Here is a 19799-nt window from a genome sequence, read left to right as displayed (position 1 = left end):
ACGTGACGCGCTATCGGCGCCACACACGCCGTCATGCGCGGGCAGCGCGAAGCTAGCTTCACTAGATGTCCCGCGTATCCACGTCTTGGCGACAAAGGAAGACGTGGATCGCCGGAACAAGTCCGGCCATGACGAGCCTCGCTTACGCCGCCACGACCTCGCGCGGCTGAGTGATCGCGATATGCTGGCAATGCGCTACGGGTGTCGTGCCGTTGGCCACGATGATCGCATCGAGCTCGACGAACCGATGCCCCTTCTTCTCGTAATTGGCGGTCACCTTCGCCCGCGCGATCAACTCGTCATCGGTATTCGCGGTCGCCAGCAACTGCATCCTGCTGCCGACGTGAATCCACGGCCCGAGCAGCGCATTGTCCACCAGCACCTTGTTCATGATCCGCTGCAGCACGCCGGGATGCACGATACCCTCGCGCAAATACCGATCGTCGGCCTCGCGAACCTCACCCAGATATTCGGCAAGTCCATCCTCCGGCCAGACCCGCGGCGCCGTCCCGAGCCACTTGTCGAGCGCGTAGGAATTGGCATCCACCGGCAGCCGCTTCGACACAGCCGCCGTATCCGGGAATTTATCCAGCGACGGCACCACCGGGAAGGCCGTCAGCGATGCGGTCCCGGCCGCACGAATCTCGCCGCCGCCCTCAACACTCAGCGCGAGCCCCTCGCCGGCTTCCTCGGCGATCACCTCGACTGTCTCGCCGTCATAGACCGGCTTGGTGAAACGGGCCTCGATCAGGCCACGCTCCAGAAAGTCCCGTCCCCAGTGCTGCACCGGCGGATGGATCATATAGGCCAGCACGTCGACGCCAGGCACCAATCCACCGCTGAAACCGAATTTCCGGGCGACAGAATCGTCATGCATCTTGTTTTCGGACTGTTTGGCGGTGTTAAACGCCTCAACACGATACGGTTCGAGCCGTTTGGTCATGATTCCTCCCGAAAACTGCGCGAAATTGAGTGTTCGCCTTGGCAGGAGATGATACCCGTCACCATGTTCGAGGCAAGGCGACGGGCGGGGAACTGTCCCGCGTCAGCGCCACATCGCCCACCCGCAAATGACTGCCTTTTCGTGGAACTTGTGCTCCCTTGACCACACGCATCTATATCGACGCCGACGCATGCCCGGTCAAAGACGAGATTTACCGCGTCGCCGCCCGCTTCAGCCTGCCCGTCAGCGTGGTCGCCGGAAACTTCATCCGAGTGCCTGACGATCCCCTGATCGAGCGGATTGCCGCAGGTTCGGGCATGGATGCGGCCGATGACTGGATTGCGGAACGCGCCCAGAAGGGCGATATCGTGATCACGGCAGACGTTCCGCTGGCCAGCCGCTGCGTCAAGGCGGGCGCCGCGGTAATTGCCCCTAACGGCAAGCCGTTCACAGAACAATCCATCGGGATGACGCTCGCAGTACGCAACCTGATGACCGATTTGCGGTCGTCAGGCGAAATCACCGGTGGTCCCAAATCATTCGCGCCGCGCGATCGCTCGGCGTTCCTGTCGGCCTTGGATCAAACCATCCGCCGCATCCAGCGCGACCCGGCCTTTGCGCCCGCGCCGAAACAAAGTTGAACTGACCTTATGGCTCCTCCGCTTATCCAGCTGAAAGACATCTTCCTGACCTTCGGCGGCACGCCGCTGCTCAACGGCGTCGAACTGTCGGTGTCGCAGGGCGAGCGCGTCTGCCTGATCGGCCGCAACGGCTCCGGCAAGTCGACGCTCCTCAAGATCGTGGCGGGGATCGTTGAAAACGACAAAGGCAGCCGCTTCGTGCAGCCCGGTGCCACCGTCCAGTATCTGCCGCAGGAGCCGGACTTCTCCGGCTATGCGACGACGCTCGCTTATGTCGAGGCCGGCATGGGCGACGGCCACAACATCTATCAGGCGCAGTATCTGCTCGAACAGCTCGGGCTCACCGGCCACGAAGATCCGAACAATCTGTCCGGCGGTGAAGCGCGCCGCACGGCGCTCGCCCGCGTGCTGGCGCCCGAGCCCGACATCCTGCTGCTCGACGAGCCCACCAACCATCTCGATCTCACGACGATCGAGTGGCTGGAAGGCGAACTGGCCAGCCGGCGCTGCGCGCTGGTGCTGATCAGCCATGACCGCCGCTTTCTCAGCAACCTCTCACGTGCCACCGCCTGGCTCGATCGCGGCCAGATCCGCCAGATCGATCGCGGCTTCTCGGCTTTCGAACAGTGGCGCGATGACGTGCTCGCGGAAGAAGAGCGCGACCAGCACAAGCTCGACCGCAAGATCGTCAATGAAGAACATTGGCTGCGCCACGGCGTCTCCGGCCGCCGCAAGCGCAACGTCAAGCGCCTCGCCGGCCTGCATGAGTTGCGCGCACAGCGCCAGGACTATCGCGGCGCCGCGGGCAACGCGACGCTCGCCGCCGCCGAGGCGGAAAAGTCCGGCAAACTGATCTTCGAGGCCAAGAACATCTGCCGCACCTATGGTGACCGCAAGATCGTCGACGACTTCTCGATCCGCGTGCAGCGTGGCGATCGCATTGGTGTGGTCGGCCCGAACGGTGCGGGCAAGACCACGATGATCAACATGCTGACCGGCACCGAGCCGCCGGATTCAGGCACCATCCGGTTCGGCGCCAATATCGAAATGGCGACGCTGGACCAGCATCGCGAAAGCCTCAACCCGAAGACCACGCTGGCGGAGGCCCTCACCGGCGGCCGCGGCGACCATGTGATGGTCAACGGCCAGCCCAAGCATGTGGTCAGCTACATGAAGGACTTCCTGTTCTCGCAGGAACAGATGCGCACGCCGCTCGAAGTATTGTCCGGCGGTGAACGCGGCCGGCTGATGCTGGCCCGCGCATTGGCCAAACCATCCAACGTGCTGGTGCTGGACGAACCGACCAACGACCTCGATCTCGAAACCCTCGACGTGCTCGAGGAAATGCTCGGTGATTACGAAGGCACCGTCATCCTGATCAGCCATGACCGCGACTTCCTCGATCGCGTCGTCACCTCGGTGATCGTGCCGGAAGGCAACGGCAAGTGGATGGAATATGCCGGCGGCTATACCGACATGCTGGCGCAGCGCGGCGCCGACCTGAAGCGCGAGGCGAAGACCGAAGCCGTGGCTGCCAAGAGCAACGGCAGCAAGTCGGACGCGTCGAAGCCCGCCGGCAAGCGCAAGCTGAACTTCAAGCACAAGCACGCGCTGGAAACCCTGCCGAAGGCGATGGACAATCTGCGCTCCGAAATCGCCAAGCAGCAGCGCCATCTCGACGATCCCAACCTCTACAAGAAGGATCGCAAGAAGTTCGATACCGCGACCGCTGCGCTGTCAAAGGCACAGAAGGAATTGCAGGATTCGGAAGAGCAATGGCTGGAGCTGGAGATGCTCCGCGAAGAAATCGAGAACGCGTAACTGTCAGTCGTCATTGCGAGCGAAGCGAAGCAATCCAGAGGCAACAAGCGAAGACTGGATTGCTTCGTCGCTTCGCTCCTCGCAATGACGGTGGAAATGCCGGAGACGACACAATGACCACCACACTCGCCGCCAAGATCTCCAACGACTACGGCACGCCCGCCCTTGTCATCGACATGGACCGCGTCGAGCGCAATATCGCGCGTATCCAGAAGGTCTGCGACGATGCCGGCGTTGCCAATCGTCCGCATATCAAGACGCATAAGAGCCCGGTCATCGCGAAGATGCAGATCGAAGCCGGTGCCAAAGGCATCACCTGCCAGAAGCTCGGCGAAGCCGAGATCATGGCCAATGCCGGGATCGACGACATCCTGATCAGCTACAACCTGCTCGGCGACGAGAAGATGGCGCGGCTCGGCGCACTGCAGGCGAAGGCGAATGTCACCGTCGCCGCCGACAATTCCGTCGTCATCGGCGACTTGCCGAAAGCCGCCGCGATTTCGGGCCGGAATGTCAACGTCGTGGTCGAATGCGATACCGGCCGCAAGCGCGCCGGCGTCGAGACGCCCGCGGAAGCCATCGCTCTCGCCAAGGAGATCGCGGCCTCGAAAGGCCTCACCTTCGCAGGCTTCATGCTGTACCCAACGGAAACCGGCTGGCCGGACGCACAGAAATTCTACGACGAAGCGCTGGCCGGCGTTCGCGCACTCGGTCTGGAGCCCACGATCGTCTCGACCGGCGGCACGCCAAACCTGAAGAACGTCGGCAAGCTCAAGGGGGCCACCGAACATCGCTTCGGCACATATATCTATAACGACCGTATGCAGGTCGCCGCCGGCTCCGCGACCTGGGACGATTGCGCGCTGAATGTCTATTCGACCGTGGTCAGCCGCGCCGGCCCGGAACGTGGCATTCTCGATGCCGGCTCCAAGACGCTGACGCCCGACACCGGCGGTCTCGATGGCTACGGCCTGATCCTCGAACATCCCGAAGCGAAGATCGCGCGCTTCGCCGAGGAGCATGGTTTTCTCGACCTCGGGCGCAGCAACACCCGACCCAATGTCGGCGATGTCGTCCGCATCGTGCCGAACCACGTCTGCGTGGTCGTCAACATGTTCGACGAAGTGGTGATGGTGCGCGGTGACGAGATCATCGGCACGCTCCCGGTAGCCGCGCGTGGGAAGCTGCGGTAACGCGACAGCGCTTACACTCGGGACCTCATCCTGAGGAGGCGCCGCTTGGCGCCGTCTCGAAGGATGGACACACATTCATGGTTCGAGACGCGCGCAAGAGCGCGCTCCTCACCATGAGGTCGGCGTTCTATCGGGGCGAAAAAGCCAGCCACCTCAAAACGCCCTCGCCCGCTGCAGCGCCTGTCGCAAACGACGCCTGCAGCAGATAGCCGCCGGTCGGCGCTTCCCAGTCGAGCATCTCGCCGGCGACGAAAGTGCCCGGCATACGCTTCAGCATGAAGGCGTCGTCGATCTCATCGAACGAGACGCCCCCCGCCGTCGAAATAGCACGCGCGATCGGCGCGACGCCATTGAGCGTCACCGGCACGACGTTGATCAAGGCAGCCAACTTCTCCGGCGGCAATGACGCCAGTTGAATGCCCTCTGGGACAGCGACTTCCTGCAGCAGCCCAATGGCCACCGGCGACAGATGGATCGCCTTGCGCAGGAAATTGGAGAAAGACTGCTTGCCACGCGATGCTGCCAGCTTCGTGGTCAGCTCCTTCGCATCGAGGTCCGGTCTAAGAGCAACGCACAGCGTCGCGTTGCCATCCGCAATGACCGCTTCGCGCAACAGAGACGACAGCGCATAGATGCCACCGCCTTCGATACCGCCACGCGTGACCATCGCCTCGCCGCGCACGCTGTGTGCACCGAACGACAGCGCAACAGCCTTCAGCGGCTGACCTTCGAAACGGTCCTTGAAGATCTCCGACCACGCGATCGTAAAACCGGAATTAGCCGGGCGCAGCGGTGCGATACTCACGCCCTTCGCAGCCAGCACACCGGCCCATGCGCCGTCCGAGCCAAGCCGCGGCCAGCTTGCACCGCCAAGCGCAAGAATCGCGCTCTTGCAGGCGATCGCCCGCGACCCGTCCGGCGTTTGGAATGTCAAACGCCCATCGCCGTCCCATCCTGTCCAGCGGTGACGAAAGGCAAACCGCACGCCACTCTCATCCAGCCGCCGCAGCCACGCGCGCAACAATGGCGATGCCTTGAAGGCCTGCGGAAACACCCGGCCGCTGGACCCAACAAAAGTCGGCTGCCCAAGCGCCTCGCTCCAGTCGCGTAGCGCGGTCGGCGTGAAAGCCGAGATCGACGGCGCAAGCTGCGCCTCCGCCGCGCCATAGCGCTTGAGGAATTCCGGCAGCGGCTCACTATGAGTGAGATTGAGTCCGCCGCGTCCGGCCATCAGAAACTTGCGACCAGCCGATGGCATCGCGTCATAGACCGTGACGGCAGCGCCGCCACGGCTCAGAACCTCGGCCGCCATCAGCCCGGCAGGGCCGGCACCGATCACCGCAACTTGGTTCTTCACAGGCTCAGTCAAGGTCACACGCAGTGGCGAAGCCGCCGATCAGGCCTTCACGCCCAAGCGAATGGCGGCCTGCTCGACATACTTCTGGGTCTGATGGAAAGCGCCTTCCAGCGCCTTGGCCTTGGACATATCACTAATGTCCGCGAAATGCGCGGCAATCGTATCCGGGCTCCAGTCAGCTTCGGCGAAATTGACACCTTCGCTTTCGAGAATCTTGATGACCGCGAAGGAGCCTGCGCCGGCGCCCATGATGGTCTTGGTCGGTGCATTCTCGCTCAGGAGATATTCGACCGCCGGCGTGATCGCTTCCGGCTTCATCAACTGCAGCGCCTGCGCTGGCAACAGTTCCTCGGTCATGCGCGTGGCTGCCGTGGGTGACACGATGTTGACGCGGATGTCCGTCTTGCGACCTTCCTCGGCGAGCACATTCATCAGGCCGACCATGCCGGTTTTGGCCGCGCCGTAATTGGCCTGACCGAAATTGCCATAGAGGCCGGACGACGAGGTGGTGAGCACAATGCGCCCGTAGTTGCGCGCGCGCATACCTTCCCAAACGGCCTTGCAGCAATAGAAAGTGCCGGTGAGATGCACGTCGAGCACCTTGGCGAAGTCGGCGAGCTCCATCTTGGCGAAGGACTTGTCGCGCAGGATACCCGCATTGGCGCACATCAGGTCGACGCTGCCCCACTCCTTGGTCGCCTTGTCGACCATCGCCTTAACCTGTTCGAAGTTCGAGACATCAGCGCCATCGGGCACCGCCGTGCCGCCGGCCGCTTGGATTTCCTCGACAACGGATTCCGCCGCCGTCAGCGAACCGCCGGTGCCGTCGCGCGCGCCGCCGAAATCGTTGACGACGACCTTGGCGCCGAGCTTCGCAAGGCCCAGCGCATGGGCGCGGCCCAGTCCATTGCCGGCGCCAGTGACGATGGCAACGCGGCCGTCAAATCGAATGGTCATGTGGCATGCTCCTCAATTGAAATAGACAAGGCCGAGCCAGTCGGCGACCAATGCCGGCTTGTCCTCGCCTTCGATCTCGACACTCACGCTGGTGCGCGTGAACAATTCCTTCGGCTTGCGCAACGTCGCCTCGGTCAGCGTGAAGCGGCCGCGGATGCGCGATCCTGCTTTGACCGGCGACACGAAGCGCACTTTGTCGGTGCCGTAATTGACGCCCATGGCGACATCGGCGAGTTGCGGCAGCGCCTCATAGGAAAACGCCGAGAGCATCGACATGGTCAGGAAGCCATGAGCGATCGTCGTGCCGAACGGCGTTTCGCGCGCACGCGCGGGATCGACATGGATGAACTGAAAATCCTCCGTCGCCGCGGCGAACGCATCGATGCGCTTCTGGTCCATGACATGCCAGGGCGACACGCCGACTTCCTTGCCTACCATGGCGATATAGGCATCACGTTCAATCATCGCGCTCATTCAGTCTCAGTCCTCAAAATCCAGTTGCGTTGCGGGCGCAGATTCCACAGCGCACACCCTGACGCCAAGCGAAATTGTGCGCTGCAGCCATGCAAAGCGCGACAAATTACCGCTCGCCCTCTTGCGATCCCGCCGCGCGGAGCGCCTGCAATTCGGGGAAATCCTCTTCGCGAAACTCGACACCGCGCAAGGGATCGCTGCGATCGTCGGCCTGTTCGAGCCGACGCAGATGGACCCTGCGAATCTTGCCCGAAATCGTCTTCGGCAGCTCGGTCACGAACTCGATCCGGCGAATGCGTTTGAACGGCGCCAGACGCACATGCAGATGCTGATAGATCGACAGCGCCGTCGCCCTGGACGGCGCGGTATCGCCGATCAGCAACACATAGGCCTTGGGGATGGCGAGCCGGATCGGATCGGGGCTCGGCACAATGGCGGCCTCAGCCACGGCATCGTGTTCCAGCAGGATACTCTCCAGCTCGAACGGGCCGATGCGATAGTCCGAGGATTTGAACACATCGTCGGAGCGACCGACGAAAGTGAGATAGCCATCGTCATCGGAAAATACGACGTCGCCGCTGCGATAGATCTCACCGCTTGCACCGCTGACACTACCGTCTTCGGCCTGATAGCCCTGCATCAATCCTGCCGGGCGATCGACGCCAAGCACGAGACTGACCTCGCCCTCCTTCGCCGGATTGCCATCGGCATCGACAACGCGAACCTTCCAGCCCGGCAGCGGACGGCCCATGGAGCCCACCTTGACGGTCTGGCCCGGCGAATTGCCGGCCAGCGCGGTGGTCTCGGTTTGGCCGTAGCCGTCGCGAATGGTGAGGCCCCAGGCCGCCTTGACCTGATCGATCACTTCCGGATTGAGCGGCTCACCGGCGCCGCAGACCTCGCGCAGCGCGACCTTGAAGGTCGCCAGCTTCTCTTGAATGAAGAGCCGCCACACGGTCGGCGGCGCGCACAGCGTCGTCACACCGCAGCGGCCGATGGTGGCAAGCAGGCCCTTGGCGTCGAAACGCGGCTGATTGACGACAAACACGGTGGCGCCGGCATTCCATGGCGCAAAGAAGCAGCTCCAGGCATGCTTGGCCCAGCCCGGTGAAGAGATGTTGAGATGGACGTCGCCCGGCTGCAGTCCGATCCAAAACATCGTCGAGAGTCCGCCGACGGGATAGCTGCGCTGGCTGTGCCGCACGAGCTTCGGCTTCGCCGTGGTGCCCGAGGTGAAATAGAGCAGCATCGGATCGTCAGCCCTGGTCGGGCCATCCGGCGTGAATGTGTCAGGGAATTCGGCCGAGGTCTCGAAAGCCAGCCAGCCGTCGTGAGACGATCCGGCGTTGACGACGATCTGCCCGATGCCTTCGGTCTTCAGGCTGCCGAACTTGGCGACCTGATCCTCTGCCGCCACAACAAGCTTGGCGCGCCCACGGTCGAGCCGGTCCTGCAACTCATCCGGCGTTAGCAGCGTGGTTGCAGGAATGATGACAACGCCCAGCTTGATCGCCGCCAGCATGGTCTCCCACAGCGGCACCACATTACCGAGCAGCAGCAACAGATGATCGCCGCGCCGCAGCCCCTGCGCGCGCAGGAAATTGGCAACCTGATTGGAGCGGCGTGACAGCACCTCGAACGACAGCTTCGTCTCGCGGCTGGCCGCCGCATCGACGATCCAGAGCGCGGTCCGGTCCTTGCTGACGGGATCATGGGCGAGTTCGGCATCGAACCAGTCGAGCGCCCAGTTGAAGTCGACCGGATCGGGCCAGCGAAAGCCGGCAACGGCGGCGGCGTAGTCGGTGCGGTGTTCGAGGAGGAAGGCGCGGGCCTGCTTGAACGTGGTCATGCCGACGCTCCCGCTATTTCGGTATCAAATGCCGCAGATGATGAATGATCCCGGAAAAGTCATCGCCGCCGTGACCTTCCTTCTCATAGGTCTCATAGATGCTCTCGGCATGAGCGCCGAGCGGCGTCCTGGCGCCGGCGGCCTTGGCGGCCTCCTGCGACAGCCTGAGATCCTTGAGCATCAGTGCTGCGGCAAAACCCGGCTTGTATTCATTGTTGGCCGGCGATGTCGGCACCGGTCCCGGCACCGGGCAATAGGTGGTCAGCGACCAGCACTGGCCCGACGAGGTCGAGGCCACATCGAACAGCGCCTGATGCGACAGGCCGAGTTTCTCGGCGAGCACGAAGGCTTCGCTGACGCCGATCATCGAAATGCCGAGGATCATGTTGTTGCAGATCTTGGCCGCCTGCCCCGCACCGGCATCGCCGCAATGGACGATCTTCTTGCCCATGGCTTCGAGGACCGGCTTGGCCGACGCGAACGCCTTGGCATCGCCGCCAGCCATGAAGGTCAGCGTCGCGCCCTTGGCGCCGCCAGTGCCACCGGAGACCGGCGCATCGACCGACGGCAGCTTCTGCGCAGCCGCCAGTTCATGCGCCTTGCGTGCGCTTTCCACGTCGATGGTCGAGCAATCGATCATCAGCGCCTCCTTGGCGGCAACGGGAATGACCTCGCTCCAGACCGACACCACGTGTTTGCCGGCCGGCAGCATGGTAATGATGACCTCGGCGCCCTTCACGGCATTGACCGCCTTGTCAGCAATGGTCACGCCATCCGCCCTCGCCTGCGCGCGGGACGCCTCGACGAGATCGAAGCCCGTCACCTTGTGGCCCGCCTTGACCAGGTTGGCGGCCATCGGGCCACCCATATTGCCGAGACCGATGAATGCAATGCTGGTCATGTCCTGCCCTCGTGATCGTTTGTCTGTTTTTAAAGCCTGATGAAAACGGCGAAATCCAACTTTCGTTCAGAACGCTCGACCTTCAGAAGGTCAGCTCAACATCCCGTTTGGCCAGATAGCGCGCGACAATCTCCGGTGTCACGCCCTCGAGATCCGGTGGCTGCCATTTCGGATTGCGATCCTTGTCGATGATGGCCGCACGCACGCCCTCGACGAAATCGGCGCTATCAAACACCTCCAGCGCCGCGAGATATTCGCGCGACAGACATTCCTCGAGCGACTTCGACGCGCGCGCTAGCCGCAACAGCTTCAGGGTAACCTTGAGCCCCCGCGGTGATTTGTCGGACATGGCCTTGATCGTCGCCAGCGCGAAATCTGAACCGTCCTGCTCAAGCGCAGCCACGATCTCCTCGACGCTGTCATGGGCGAAAGCGCGATCGATCAGCGCACGCTGCGCCGTGACCGGACCGGTTTGTTCCGGAGCTGCAAACTTCTTGAGTGTCGTCATCACCGACGCCGCATCGGCACCCGCCGACAGCTTTGTGAGCGCCTCGCGCAATGCCGGCCAATTGGCGGTGTCGATCAGGACGTCCGCCATATGTGCAGCAAGCGCATCGGCACCATTTGCCGTCAGTCCGGTCAGACCGAAATACGTCCCGAGTTCGCCCGGCGCACGCGACAACAGCCAGGTGCCGCCAACATCGGGGAAGAAGCCAAGGCCGACTTCCGGCATCGCCATCCTGGTCTTCTCGGTGACGATGCGATGGCTGGCATGGCCGGCCAGACCGACGCCGCCGCCCATCACGAAGCCGTCCATATAGGCCACATAGGGCTTCGGGAATTTCGCGATCCGCGCGTTGACGATATACTCCTCGCGCCAAAAGATCTTGCCGAGATCGCCTTTGACCCTGGCGCTCTCATAGAGGCCACGGATATCGCCGCCGGCACAAAGCCCGCGTTCGCCTGCACCTTCCAGAATGATCAGCGCGACTTTCGAATCTTTCTCGAACGCGTCGAGCGCCGTTGCGATCTCGCGGGTCATCTCCAGCGTCAGCGCGTTCAGCGCCTTCGGCCGATTCAGGCGGATCACACCAGCCGCGCCTTCGCGCGCGACGATCAGTTCGCCGGCCTCGGTCGCTACCTCCGAACTCATCGCGCGCCCTCGATCAATTTGCGCGACACAATCAGCCGCATGATTTCATTGGTGCCTTCGAGGATCTGGTGCACCCGCAAATCGCGCACGATCTTCTCGATGCCGTATTCGGCGAGATAGCCGTAGCCGCCATGCAGCTGCAGCGCGTCGTTGGCGACCTCGAAACCGATATCGGTGCCGAAGCGCTTGGCCATCGCGCAGAGCATGCCAGCATCGGCATCCTTGCGGTCGAGTGCCGCCGCCGCTCGCCACAGGAAGGTGCGTGCGGCTTCCAGTTCGGTCGCCATGTCGGCGATACGAAACTGCAGCGCCTGGAATTCGTCGAGGCGCTTGCCGAACGCCTTGCGCTCTTTCATGTAGCTCAGCGACTTATCGAGCGCAGACTGCGCGCCACCGAGCGAACACGCCGCGATGTTGAGACGGCCACCATCAAGACCGGACATGGCGATCTTGAAGCCGATGCCTTCGTCACCGAGCCGGTTGGCGATCGGCACGCGGCAATTTTCGAAGATCACGGCGCGTGTCGATTGCGCGTTCCAGCCCATCTTGCGTTCGTTATTGCCAAAAGAGAGACCCGGCGTGCCCGCCTCCACCACGATGGTGGAGACGCCGCCAGCGCCCTCTCCGCCGGTGCGCACCATCACGACATAGACATCGGTGTCGCCAGCGCCGGAGATAAACTGCTTCTGACCATCGAGGACGTAGTGATCGCCATCCACGACAGCACGCGTGCGCAGCGCCGCTGCATCCGATCCCGAGCCGGGCTCGGTCAGGCAGTAGCTCGCCAGCAGCTCCATGGTGCAAAGTCGCGGCAGCCACTTCTGGCGCTGCGCTTCGCTGCCATATGAATCAATCATCCACGACGCCATATTGTGGATCGAAATGAAGGCCGAGGTGGTCGGGCAGCCGGTCGCCAGCGCCTCGAAGATCAGCGCGGCATCGAAACGCGTCAGCGCGGAGCCACCGACATCGTCACGGATATAGATGCCGCCCATGCCGAGCAGCGCCGCCTCGCGCATCACCTCTTTCGGAAAATGCTTGTCCTCGTCCCATTTGAGCGCAAAGGGAGCGATCTTTTCCGCAGCGAATTCGCGCGCCATGTCGCGAATAGCGGTCTGTTCCTCATCGAGAGCGAATTGCATCACGCCCTTCTTGTTGATTGTTGATCAGCCGGGAAAATGAAACGGCCCGGTGCACCACCTTTGGGAGCGCCGGGCCGCTTGCGTATTCTTACTTCATCAACGGGATCGAGAACTCGGCGCCTTCCTTGACACCCGATGGCCAGCGCGCGGTCACCGTCTTGGTCTTGGTGTAGAAGCGGATAGAATCCGGACCATGCTGGTTGAGATCGCCGAAGCCGGACTTCTTCCAGCCACCGAAGGTATAATAAGCAATCGGCACCGGGATCGGCACGTTGATGCCGACCATGCCGACATTGACCTTGGCGGCGAAATCGCGCGCAGCGTCACCGTCACGGGTGAAGATCGCAACGCCGTTGCCGTAGTCATGATCCGACGGCAGCGCGAGAGCTTCTTCGTAATCGTGGGCACGCACCACCGACAGCACGGGCCCGAAGATCTCTTCCTTGTAGATGCGCATGTCCTTGGTGACGTTGTCGAACAGACAGCCACCCATATAGAAGCCGTTCTCGTAGCCCTGCATCTTGAAGCCGCGGCCATCGACGGCGAGCGTGGCGCCTTCCTTGATGCCGATATCGACATAGTTCTTGACGCGGTCGACGGCTTCCTTGGTCACCAGCGGACCGAAGTCAGCCGAGGGATCCACGGAGGTGCCGATCTTCAGGCTCTCGACGCGCGGGATGAGCTTTTCCATCAGACGGTCGGCCGTGGTCTTGCCAACAGGCACGGCCACCGAGATCGCCATGCAGCGCTCGCCAGCCGAGCCGTAGCCGGCACCGATCAGCGCATCGACGGTCTGGTCCATATCCGCATCGGGCATGATGATGGCGTGGTTCTTCGCTCCACCGAAGCACTGGGCGCGTTTGCCGGTCGCCGCAGCGCGCTCGTAGATGTACTGGGCGATCGGCGACGAGCCGACAAAGCCGACAGCCTTGATGTCTTCGTCGTCGAGGATTGCGTCGACGGCTTCCTTGTCGCCATTGACGACGTTCAGAATGCCCGGCGGCAGACCGGCTTCGATCATCAGTGCGGCGAGCATCATCGGCACGCCCGGATCGCGCTCCGAGGGCTTCAGGATGAAGGCGTTGCCGCAGGCGATGGCCGGACCGAATTTCCACATCGGGATCATCGCCGGGAAGTTGAACGGCGTGATGCCCGCGACGACACCGAGCGACTGGCGCATCGAATAGATGTCGATGCCGGGACCTGCGCCTTCGGTGTATTCGCCCTTCATCAGATGCGGAATGCCGCAGGCGAATTCGATCACCTCCAAGCCGCGTTGGATATCGCCCTTGGCGTCCGGCACAGTCTTGCCATGCTCACGCGCCAGGCAATCGGCCAGCTTGTCGTAGTCGCGATTGGCGAGTTCGAGGAATTTCATCAGCACGCGGGCGCGGCGCTGTGGATTGGTGTTGCCCCAGGCGACCTGCGCCTCGGCAGCATTGAGAACAGCGGCGCGCATTTCGGCCTTGGAGGCCAGCGCAACCTTGGCCTGAACCTCGCCGGTCATCGGCTCGAAAACGTCGGCGAAACGCCCCGACTTGCCCTCGACCTCACGGCCGCCGATGAAATGTCCGATCGTGCGCATGCGTTTCCTCCCGGGAGCCAAATTTGGCCCGATGTTGATCAGGCTTTATGGCGTTTGGAAAGGCCCTGCACGCGCGGCGGATTTGCGAAATTGCAGGCTCGCTGCCGTTTAGCCCTGTCAGAATGTCACCGCCGCGACAATGTCGCAGGCAGTGCGCCGATTATCAATTCTTGGCGGCTGATACGGCCTTGGTTGCCACCTTCTTCGCAGTCGGCTTTCTAGCCGTGCTCTTGGGAGCCACAGCCTTGGACACAGCAGGGTTGGACGCTGCAGGCTTCGGCGCTGCAGCACGGCCCAGCACCGCCTCGCGGCCAGCGCTCAAAAGCTCTTCGGACAACTCGCCGTTGCCGGCGGCGCGGGCGAGCACGATGGTGCCCATCATGGTGGCAAGCGCCGCCATCGCCTGTCTGCGCGCCGACTTGCTCGGTCCGCCATGAAACTGCTCGGACATCATCTCGATCATCTGATCGAGCTTGGTGGCAAACACCTTGCGCGTCTTGGGGCTCTCGCGCGCGATCTCAGCGCCCAGCGCCGGGACGGCGCAGCCATGGCCCGGATTGTCGCGGTGCTGCGGCGACAGGTAAGAATCCACGATCGTGGCCAGGCGCTGATCCGGCGCCGCCTGCCCAGCCAACTGACGCCAGCGATCGGTCGAGCGGTCCATTGCATAGGCGAAGGCTTCGATTACCAATGCCTCGCGCGAATCGAAATGCGCGTAGAAGCCGCCATGGGTCAGACCCGCGTCCTTCATGAGGTCAGCCACGCCGATGCCATGCGCGCCTTTTTCGCGCAGACGCACGGAAGCCTTCTTCACGATCCGCGCATGCGTCTCGAGCTTGTGTTCCTTCGAATAGCGCATCGGCGGTCCATTCAAAACAAATAGATGATGTCGATCATATTACTCACGCTGCTCCGCATGCGCAACGCACACCTGGCCGCAGGCCTTGACAACACCGCAGTTTGACGCGGAATTGATAGGAGCAAGACCGGCGATCCGCGCCGGCCCAAGGAAATGCCAAGGGACGAGACGATTTCATGCATATGCTCAATCCCCATTGCGGTGTCGAACGTGACCCGCGAGGTATAGTTCGGCTGACGATCTGCAACGCCGGCTCACTCAATATTCTCAATTCAGCCGCAATCAAGGGTGTTCGCGAAGGCATTGAGGTATTGGCCACGGAACGCGCCATTCGCGCGCTTGTCATCGCCGGCCAGAGCGAAAAGAGCATGATTGGCGGCGCCGACATCAAGGAAATGGCGACGCTGGATCAGGCCTCCGCCGAGAAGTTCATTTCCGGCTTGCGCGATCTCTGCGAAGCCGCCCGCGCTTTTCCCGCGCCTGTGATCGCCCGCATCCCCGGCTGGTGCCTTGGCGGCGGCCTCGAATTTGCTGCCGCCTGCGATTTCCGGATCGCTTCGCATGATTCCAAATACGCCATGCCCGAGGTCAGGGTCGGTATCCCCTCGGTGATTCACGCTGCCCTCTTGCCGCGCCTGATCGGTTGGGGCCGTGCGCGCTGGCTGATCATGACTGCCGCCACCATCGATGCACCGACCGCGCTCAATTGGGGTCTGGTCGATGTGGTTGCGGCCGAAGGCGCACTCGATGCCGAAGTCGAAAAGACGATCGAAGCCATACTCGAGTGTGGACCCGAAGCCATGCGGTCGCAAAAAGCCCTGCTGAAACAGTGGGAAGAGCTGCCGCTGAAAGAATCCGTCAATCTCAGCGTCGGCGTGTTCGGCGAGGCCTATCTGACCGGCGAGCCGCAGCGACTGATGCAGGGTTTCATCAACCGCAAACGCTAGCAGCTCGACCTCACGAGAATTTTGCACAGGCCGGCATTGCGTATCTTGCAGCGCATCATATGATGAGTGTCATCCAAATGACCCGCGCTTGCGCGAAGGAGCCTCCATCATGTCCGCAGCTTCAGATCCGGTCGTCATCGTCTCGGCCACCCGCACCCCGCTCGGCCGCTTCCAGGGCGAACTATCGCCCTTCTCCGGCCACAAGCTCGGCAGCCACGTCATCGGTGCCGCCGTGGCACGCGCGAAACTGGCACCCGAGCGCATCGACGAAGTCTTCATGGGCTGCGTGCTTCCCGCCGGCCAGGGTCAGGCGCCCGCCCGCCAGGCCGCCCGAGGTGCCAAGCTGCCGGATGCCACCGGGGCCACGACGATCAACAAGGTCTGCGGCTCCGGCATGAAGGCGACCATGCTTGCCCACGACATCATCCATGCCGGTTCGGCCGAGATCGTCGTCTCCGGCGGCATGGAGAGCATGACCAATGCGCCCTATTTGCTGCAGAAGGCGCGCGGCGGTTACCGCGTCGGCCATGATCGCATCATCGATCACATGCTGATGGATGGGCTTGAGGATGCCTATGAGGTCGGTCGCTCGATGGGTGACTTCGGCGAAGCCACCGCTGAGGCCTATCAGTTCACGCGTGGAGATCAGGACGCCTATGCGATCGAGACGCTGACCCGCGCGCGCAAGGCGGTGGAGAGCGGCGCCTTCAAGGCGGAGATCACCCCACTGACCGTCGTCGAGAAGTCCGGAGCTCGCGAGATCGCCAATGACGAACATCCGCTGAAGGTCGATCCCGCCAAGATCCCGAACCTCAAACCAGCCTTCCGCAGCAACGGCACTATCACGCCCGCTGCTTCGTCCGCCAATGCCGATGGCGCTGCTGCCCTGGTGCTCGCCAAGCGTTCCCTCGTGGATCGTGAGGGCCTGCCCGCGCTGGCCGTGATCCATGGCCACGCCACGCACAGCCAGGAACCGCAATGGTTCACGACTGCGCCCATTCCGGCAATCAGCAAACTGCTCGACAAGGTCGGCTGGAGCGTCGGCGATGTCGATCTGTTCGAAATCAACGAGGCCTTTGCCGTGGTGCCGATGGCCGCGCAACGCGACCTTGGAATTCCCCGCGAAAAACTGAACGTCAATGGCGGCGCCTGCGCGCTGGGCCACCCCATCGGCGCCACCGGTGCGCGGCTGATCGTGACGCTGCTGCATGCACTGGAAGCCAGAGGCCTGAAACGCGGCGTCGCGGCACTGTGCATCGGCGGCGGCGAAGCCACCGCGATTGCCATCGAACGCATCGTTCGCTGAACCGCCTTTCCCAGATATGATCGTCGCGGCGATGGTCGTCGCGACGCCTTTTCTCATTGATTGCAGGAAACCCGATGATTTCCGGATGGCTCTCGACTGCCCTCGCCCGCCGCAATATCCATTACGGATGGGCGATGATCGCCGTAACCTTCGTGACGGCGCTGGTCAGCGCTGCCGCGGTTGGCGCGCCCGGCGTGTTCATCGTGCCGCTGCAGAAGGAATTCGGCTGGAGCACCGCGGAGATTTCCTCCGCCATGTCGATCCGCTTCGTGCTGTTCGGCCTGATGGCGCCGTTCGCCGCGGCGCTGATGAACCGTTATGGGTTGCGTAACGTCACGCTGATTGCCCTGCTCGTCGTTGCTGCAAGCCTCATATTGTCGCTTGGGATGACGCAGGTTTGGCAGTTGATGGCGCTCTGGGGCGTCGCCGTTGGCATTGGCACTGGGATGACGGCGCTGGTGCTCGGCGCCACCGTCGCAGCGCGCTGGTTCAGCGCACGCCGTGGCCTCGTCGTGGGTATCCTCACCGCGAGCGCGGCCACCGGCCAGTTGATCTTCCTGCCGATCCTCGCCAGCATCACCGAGCACAGCAACTGGCGCTGGGCACTGGCGCTGATGTGCGTGATGCTGGCCATAGCCGCACTCGGTGTGCTGCTGGTGATGCGGGACCGTCCCAGCGACATCGGCATTCGCCCCTATGGCGACACCAGCACCGAACCGCTGGCCGTTCCACCACCGAACACCTCGCCGATCATGGCGGCAGCGCTCGGTGCCCTGCGCGATGCTGCCCAGACCAAGGTGTTCTGGATCCTGTTCGCCACGTTCTTCATCTGCGGCGCCAGCACCAACGGGCTCGTGCAGGTGCACCTGATCCCGATGTGCCTCGACTTCGGCATCCCGCAGATTCAGGCGGCCGGCCTACTTGCGGCGATGGGCGTGTTCGATTTCGTCGGTACCATCGCGTCGGGCTGGCTATCCGACCGGTATGACAATCGCTATCTGCTGTTCTGGTATTATGGGTTGCGTGGCCTCTCGCTGCTGGCGTTGCCGTTCACCGACTTCTCGTTCTATGGCCTGTCGCTGTTCGCGCTGTTCTATGGCCTGGACTGGATCGCCACCGTGCCGCCGACCGTGCGCCTCACCGCGTCCAAGTTCGGTCCCGAACGCGCGGGTCTGGTGTTCGGCTGGATCTTCGCCGGCCATCAGTTAGGCGCAGCAACGGCGGCATTCGGCGCTGGCCTGTCGCGCACGGTACTGCTCAGCTATCTGCCTGCCTTTTTCGCGGCAGGTGCGCTATGTATTATTGCAGCGCTGATCGTGCTGGCGATTTCAAAGGACAAGAAGGTCGCGACCGCCTGATCCCCGCGGGATCAGGCCGCTCGCCACTCATATCAGAACGGGAATTCATCATGCGCCGCGTTGTCATTACGGGGATGGGAGCGGTGTCGCCGCTCGGTTGCGGCGTCGAGATCAACTGGTCCCGGTTGCTCGCCGGTCAATCCGGTATTCGTCTATTGCCGGAAGCCATGACCACTGATCTCGCCGCCAAGGTCGGCGGCCAGGTACCCGACATCGCGAACGATCCGGAAGGCGGTTTCGATCCTGACAAGGCTGCGCCGCGCAAGGATCAGAAGAAGATGGATCGCTTCATCCTGTTTGCGCTGATGGCTGCCGATGAAGCCATTGCGCAGGCGGGCTGGCAGCCCAAGAATGCGCGAGAACGGCAGCGCACGGCCACGATCATCGCCTCGGGCATCGGCGGCTTTCCGGCAATTGCCGACGCGGTCCGCACGACAGATACCAAGGGCATCCGCCGGCTGTCGCCGTTCACCGTGCCCTCGTTCCTGGTCAATCTTGCGGCCGGTCATATCTCGATCCGCTACGGCTTCGAAGGTGCACTCGGCGCGCCCGTGACAGCCTGCGCCGCCGGTGTGCAGGCGATCGGTGACGCTACACGTCTCATTCGCTCCGGCGAAGCGGATGTCGCCATCGCCGGGGGTGCCGAAGCCTGTATCGACCGTGTCAGCCTCGGCGGCTTCGCCGCCGCTCGCGCGCTCTCCACCGACTTCGTCGCCAATCCGGAGCGCGCCTCGCGCCCGTTCGATCGCGACCGCGACGGCTTTGTCATGGGCGAAGGCGCCGGCGTCGTGGTGCTTGAGGAACTGGATCATGCCTTGGCGCGTGGCGCGAAGCCGATCGCCGAACTGATCGGCTACGGCACGACGTCCGATGCGTTCCACATGACAGCCGGTCGCGAGGACGGCGACGGCGCCAGGCGCGCGATGGATATCGCTCTGGCACAGGCCAACATCACGCCTGCCGATGTCCAGCATCTGAACGCCCACGCGACATCGACTCCGGTCGGCGATCACGGCGAGCTCGAAGCGATCAAGTCGATCTTCGGAACGAACGGCGGAGTCGCTGTAAGCTCGACCAAATCCGCCACGGGCCACCTGCTCGGTGCAGCCGGAGGGCTTGAGGCGGTCTACGCAATCCTCGCGCTGCGTGACCAGATCGCTCCGGCCACGCTCAATCTCGAAAATCCCGATCCGTCTGCCGATGGCATCGATCTGATCCGCGGCAAGGCGCGGCCGATGGCCATGGAGCACGTGCTCTCGAATGGCTTCGGCTTCGGCGGCGTCAACGCCAGCGTGCTACTGCGGCGAATATAG

17 protein-coding genes are annotated in these 19799 nt (G+C 63.0%); 7 read left to right on the top strand and 10 right to left on the bottom strand.

Annotated features, from left to right (window positions below):
* Nucleotides 1-142 precede the first annotated feature (142 nt).
* Nucleotides 143-943: a hypothetical protein gene (locus AB8B02_RS08540; protein ID WP_093758807.1), complete on the bottom strand. Its 801-nt coding sequence runs from the start codon at nucleotides 941-943 to the stop codon at nucleotides 143-145.
* Nucleotides 944-1101: 158 nt separating this feature from the next.
* On the opposite strand from AB8B02_RS08540, the gene AB8B02_RS08535 reads away from it, so the two are divergent.
* The 3 genes from AB8B02_RS08535 (at nucleotide 1102) to AB8B02_RS08525 (ending at nucleotide 4598) form a co-directional block, all read left to right on the top strand.
* The gene (locus AB8B02_RS08535; RefSeq protein WP_093758808.1) at nucleotides 1102-1584 is read left to right on the top strand and encodes a YaiI/YqxD family protein; all 483 of its coding nucleotides are present in this window, start codon (nucleotides 1102-1104) and stop codon (nucleotides 1582-1584) included.
* 9 nt (nucleotides 1585-1593) lie between these two features.
* A complete protein-coding gene (locus AB8B02_RS08530; protein WP_439063693.1) occupies nucleotides 1594-3405 on the top strand; it encodes an ABC-F family ATP-binding cassette domain-containing protein in 1812 nt (603 codons plus the stop codon).
* A gap of 113 nt (nucleotides 3406-3518) precedes the next feature.
* Nucleotides 3519-4598: a D-TA family PLP-dependent enzyme gene (locus AB8B02_RS08525; RefSeq protein ID WP_439063692.1), complete on the top strand. Its 1080-nt coding sequence runs from the start codon at nucleotides 3519-3521 to the stop codon at nucleotides 4596-4598.
* A 127-nt stretch (nucleotides 4599-4725) separates the two neighbouring features.
* On the opposite strand, the gene AB8B02_RS08520 is transcribed toward AB8B02_RS08525, so the two are convergent.
* The 9 genes from AB8B02_RS08520 to AB8B02_RS08480 all read right to left on the bottom strand — a co-directional run bounded on the left by AB8B02_RS08520 (nucleotide 4726) and on the right by AB8B02_RS08480 (nucleotide 14875).
* Entirely contained in the window at nucleotides 4726-5910 is a 1185-nt protein-coding gene (locus AB8B02_RS08520) for a TIGR03862 family flavoprotein (protein WP_439064613.1), read from the bottom strand.
* 84 nt (nucleotides 5911-5994) lie between these two features.
* Nucleotides 5995-6912, bottom strand: a complete 918-nt coding sequence (locus tag AB8B02_RS08515) for an SDR family NAD(P)-dependent oxidoreductase (protein WP_439063691.1) — start codon at nucleotides 6910-6912, stop codon at nucleotides 5995-5997.
* Between the two features lie 12 nt (nucleotides 6913-6924).
* Nucleotides 6925-7386 carry a MaoC family dehydratase gene (locus tag AB8B02_RS08510; RefSeq protein WP_439063690.1) on the bottom strand — a complete coding sequence of 154 codons (462 nt, stop codon included), beginning with the start codon at nucleotides 7384-7386 and terminating at the stop codon, nucleotides 6925-6927.
* A 106-nt stretch (nucleotides 7387-7492) separates the two neighbouring features.
* Nucleotides 7493-9235 carry an AMP-binding protein gene (locus tag AB8B02_RS08505; RefSeq protein ID WP_439063689.1) on the bottom strand — a complete coding sequence of 581 codons (1743 nt, stop codon included), beginning with the start codon at nucleotides 9233-9235 and terminating at the stop codon, nucleotides 7493-7495.
* Nucleotides 9236-9248: 13 nt separating this feature from the next.
* The gene (gene mmsB, locus AB8B02_RS08500) at nucleotides 9249-10136 is read right to left on the bottom strand and encodes a 3-hydroxyisobutyrate dehydrogenase (protein ID WP_439063688.1); all 888 of its coding nucleotides are present in this window, start codon (nucleotides 10134-10136) and stop codon (nucleotides 9249-9251) included.
* Nucleotides 10137-10218: 82 nt separating this feature from the next.
* Nucleotides 10219-11289 (bottom strand): enoyl-CoA hydratase/isomerase family protein, encoded by a 1071-nt coding sequence (locus AB8B02_RS08495; protein ID WP_439063687.1) that lies wholly within the window; start codon nucleotides 11287-11289, stop codon nucleotides 10219-10221.
* Nucleotides 11286-12431 (bottom strand): isobutyryl-CoA dehydrogenase, encoded by a 1146-nt coding sequence (locus AB8B02_RS08490; RefSeq protein ID WP_309944179.1) that lies wholly within the window; start codon nucleotides 12429-12431, stop codon nucleotides 11286-11288. Before AB8B02_RS08490 ends, AB8B02_RS08495 begins: the two co-directional genes overlap by 4 nt.
* Nucleotides 12432-12519: 88 nt before the next feature.
* Nucleotides 12520-14016: a CoA-acylating methylmalonate-semialdehyde dehydrogenase gene (locus AB8B02_RS08485; RefSeq protein ID WP_120290210.1), complete on the bottom strand. Its 1497-nt coding sequence runs from the start codon at nucleotides 14014-14016 to the stop codon at nucleotides 12520-12522.
* 163 nt (nucleotides 14017-14179) lie between these two features.
* On the bottom strand, nucleotides 14180-14875 hold the full coding sequence (locus tag AB8B02_RS08480) for a TetR family transcriptional regulator (RefSeq protein WP_439063686.1): 696 nt from the start codon (nucleotides 14873-14875) through the stop codon (nucleotides 14180-14182).
* Nucleotides 14876-15051: 176 nt separating this feature from the next.
* Between AB8B02_RS08480 and AB8B02_RS08475 the strand changes: the two genes are divergently transcribed.
* The 4 genes from AB8B02_RS08475 (at nucleotide 15052) to fabF (ending at nucleotide 19799) form a co-directional block, all read left to right on the top strand.
* Nucleotides 15052-15822 carry an enoyl-CoA hydratase gene (locus AB8B02_RS08475; RefSeq protein ID WP_089267272.1) on the top strand — a complete coding sequence of 257 codons (771 nt, stop codon included), beginning with the start codon at nucleotides 15052-15054 and terminating at the stop codon, nucleotides 15820-15822.
* 109 nt (nucleotides 15823-15931) lie between these two features.
* Nucleotides 15932-17128 (top strand): acetyl-CoA C-acyltransferase, encoded by a 1197-nt coding sequence (locus AB8B02_RS08470; RefSeq protein WP_439063685.1) that lies wholly within the window; start codon nucleotides 15932-15934, stop codon nucleotides 17126-17128.
* A gap of 74 nt (nucleotides 17129-17202) precedes the next feature.
* On the top strand, nucleotides 17203-18486 hold the full coding sequence (locus AB8B02_RS08465) for an MFS transporter (RefSeq protein ID WP_175366060.1): 1284 nt from the start codon (nucleotides 17203-17205) through the stop codon (nucleotides 18484-18486).
* Between the two features lie 50 nt (nucleotides 18487-18536).
* The gene (fabF, locus tag AB8B02_RS08460; RefSeq protein ID WP_439063684.1) at nucleotides 18537-19799 is read left to right on the top strand and encodes a beta-ketoacyl-ACP synthase II; all 1263 of its coding nucleotides are present in this window, start codon (nucleotides 18537-18539) and stop codon (nucleotides 19797-19799) included.

This window comes from Tardiphaga sp. 862_B3_N4_1 (assembly GCF_051811085.1).
In the GTDB taxonomy this organism is placed as follows: domain Bacteria; phylum Pseudomonadota; class Alphaproteobacteria; order Rhizobiales; family Xanthobacteraceae; genus Tardiphaga; species Tardiphaga robiniae.
Note: the sequence above shows the minus strand (reverse complement) of the source record. Positions and strands in the feature narration are given on the sequence as shown.